Annotated in this window: 3 protein-coding genes; 1 reads left to right on the top strand and 2 read right to left on the bottom strand. The window is 65.7% G+C overall.

Annotated elements, in window-relative coordinates; all coding sequences use genetic code 11:
- Window positions 1–781: autotransporter outer membrane beta-barrel domain-containing protein (locus tag VN419_RS02255; protein WP_325644000.1), on the top strand; the 781-nt coding region annotated here is incomplete at its 5' end.
- Between the two features lie 74 nt (window positions 782–855).
- Here VN419_RS02255 and VN419_RS02250 read toward each other — a convergent pair.
- Window positions 856–1,758, bottom strand: coding sequence for a carbon-nitrogen hydrolase (locus tag VN419_RS02250; RefSeq protein WP_325643998.1), 903 nt, complete (start codon window positions 1,756–1,758; stop codon window positions 856–858).
- Between the two features lie 111 nt (window positions 1,759–1,869).
- The coding region (locus VN419_RS02245) for a DUF3426 domain-containing protein (protein WP_325643996.1) at window positions 1,870–2,754 on the bottom strand (885 nt) is incomplete at its 5' end.

The raw sequence follows: 2,754 nt of genomic DNA, 5'->3' as shown, positions 1-2,754 counted from the left end.
CTACAGCGCCGCAGACGCCGGCGTCTTCAGCCTCATTGAGCGCCAATATGAGGATGGCCTCAGCGCGGGCTTTCATGTGGCGCTCACGCATCGTCAGGTGGATGTAAACACTCAGGCTGGCGGACAGTTCAGCGCCGACGGCATGTATTTCGGCGTGCAGGCCCTGGCGCAGCCGAACTCCTCGCAGGGCGTATACGCGCATGGCTTGGCGCGGGTCGGCATCGAGAACAACACCACCCGGCGCAAAGTCGACTTCAACGGCTACCAGCGCACCAGCCAGGGAGAGTGGATAGGCTTTGCCAGTGCGGCGGATGTGGGCGCTGGCTACAATTGGCGTGTGGGGCCGATGTCCTTCGGGCCGGTTGCTGGCCTGGATTACGCTTTCAACTGGCGCCCGGCCATGACGGAGAACCATGGCGGAGGGGCCGACCTCGCCCTGGACTCCGCCGGGCAACACAGCCTGTACTCGGCCCTTGGCGGGCAGCTGCAAACGGAGCACAGCCTTGCTCAGGGCCAGATCATCCAGGCTGGGTTGCGGGCACTGTGGCTGCGCGATCTGTTGGGCGACGCCATAATCACGCGCGGCGGCTTCGCCGGTGCCGACGGCCCGAAGTTCTCGTCACACGCTCCCGCACCGGCCAAAGACAGCATGGGGCTCCACGCCCACGCGTCCCTGCTGCTGGCGGACGGCCTGAAGTGCAGCGCCTTTGCCGGGACCGAGCTGTTCCGGGCAGGATTTTCCAGCGTGGAGGGCGGCTTGTCCTTCAGCTGGGATTTCTAGGCGTTCGATTTCTCCCCTTGGCCGGGGTCAAGGGCGGAGCCCCTTGCTCAAGCCGAGTCCCCCGATACTCCGCCCTAATCGTCGAAGCGCTTCACGATGTTCTGATAGGCGTCGATGCGGCGGTCGCGCAGAAACGGCCAGCCCCGGCGCACGTCCTCCATGCGCTGCGGGTCCACCTGGGCCAGCAGGATGGTCTCCTCGTCGCAGGGGGCCTGGGCCACGAGGTCGCCCATGGGCCCGGCCACAAAGCTGGTGCCCCAGAACTCTATGCCCGCGCCGTTTGCGTTGTGCGCGTCGGCCAGGGGCCGCTCCAGGCCGATGCGGTTGGCGGCGGCGATGTAGCAGCCGTTGGCCACGGCGTGGCCGCGCTGCACAAGCTGCCAGGCGCTGCGCTGCTCGTCGCCCAGGAGGTCCTTCTCCTGCGGGTGCCAGCCGATGGCCGTGGGGTAGAAGATGACCTCCGCGCCTTTCAACGCGGTCAGGCGCGCGGCCTCCGGGTACCACTGGTCCCAGCACACGCACACGCCGATTTTGCCCACGTGGGTGTCCACGGCCAGGAAGCCCAGGTCGCCCGGAGTGAAGTAGAATTTCTCGAAAAAGGCCGGGTCGTCCGGGATGTGCATCTTGCGGTACAGGCCGAGGAGCGCGCCTTCGCGCCCCAGCACGGCGGCGGTGTTGTGGTACAGGCCTATGCCGCGCTTCTCGAAGAGCGAGACGATGATGGCGGTGCCGGTCTTTTTGGCGAGCTTGGCGAAGGCCTCTGTGGTGGGGCCGGGAATGGGCTCGGCCAAGTCGAAGAGCCGGGCGTCCTCCTGCTGGCAGAAGTAGGGGCCCATGAACAGCTCCTGCAGGCAGATGACGTCGGCCCCCAGGCTGGCGGCGCGCTCGGCCAGCTCCAGGTGGGCGGCGAGGTTTTCCTCGGCGCTTTCACGGCAGCCGGTCTGGACCAGGGCGATGGTGTAGGGTTTGCGGCTCATGTGCTGGCCCTCGCTTGTGTCTTTGAGGAAAGAAAAAGCGCCGGGGTGGGTTTTTGCGCCCGCCCCGGCGCCGCCGATGCGTTGTCGTGTGCCGTCTGGACCGTGTGCTTCTTACTTGGGATCCAGCGCGTCGATGACCTTGACGCCGAATTCCTTCACCGCGTCTGGCGGTTTGAAGAAAACGGCCATGAACGGCGTGTCCATGCCGGTCTTGAGGTAGGTGTTGCTGGTGAGGATGCCGACCTCGGAACCGAGGCTGGCGTTGATCTCTTCCTCGCTCTGCACCTGGAGCTGGAACTGCGAGAGGGTGTTGCCGCAGAGCATCTGCTTGGCCACAAGCACGTGTCCCTTCTCGTCGAAGAGCGTGATCTCGACCTTGATGCGCTCCTTGGGCGAGGCGAAGTTGTTCACCGCCTTGCCCTCGACCACGAAGATGTTCCCGGCCTTCTCGTTGGGGATGTAGTACTGGCGGACATTGCGCAGGGCGATGTCCTTGACCTTGTCGGCGTTCTCCACCGTTTCCTTCTTGCCGGTAAGCGAACCAAGGAACGGGATGTTCATCTTGGTCCAGGGCTTGAAGATGAACAGCGCCGCGATGATGAGGGCCAAGGCGGCCAGGGCCGCGCCCAGGATGATCATCTTCTTCTTCGGGTTGGCTTCCGCCTTCTTGGGGGCGTCGACGCTGCCGCCCAGGGAGTTCAGGAAGTCGTCCTCGCCCGCGGGCTTGGCGGCGGCCTTGTCGGCCTTCATGCTCTCGGCGTCGAGGCTGGAGATGAAGGCTCCGCCGTCGTCGTCGAAGCTGGACTTGCGCTCTGCCGGGGCTTCGTCCTCGTCGTCGAAGGGGCCTTTGCCCGTCGGCGGCTTGGGCAGATCGTCGTCATCGGCCGGGCCGGCGGCGGGCTCGTCGTCATCCCAGGGCAGCTTCTTGGAAGCGCCGGGAGCGGCGGGCTCGTCATCGTCCCAGGGAAGTTTCTTGGAGGGGGCGGCCTCTTCCTC

The organism is Humidesulfovibrio sp. (assembly GCF_035560995.1).
GTDB lineage: Bacteria > Desulfobacterota > Desulfovibrionia > Desulfovibrionales > Desulfovibrionaceae > Humidesulfovibrio.
The sequence above is the reverse complement of the archived record's forward strand: the minus strand, read 5'-3'. Positions and strand labels throughout refer to the sequence as shown.

Coding starts and splice junctions, on each gene's coding strand:
- VN419_RS02250 (WP_325643998.1), bottom strand. CDS start 1,758: ATGAGCCGCAAACCCTACACCATCGCCCTGGTCCAGACCGGCTGCCGT.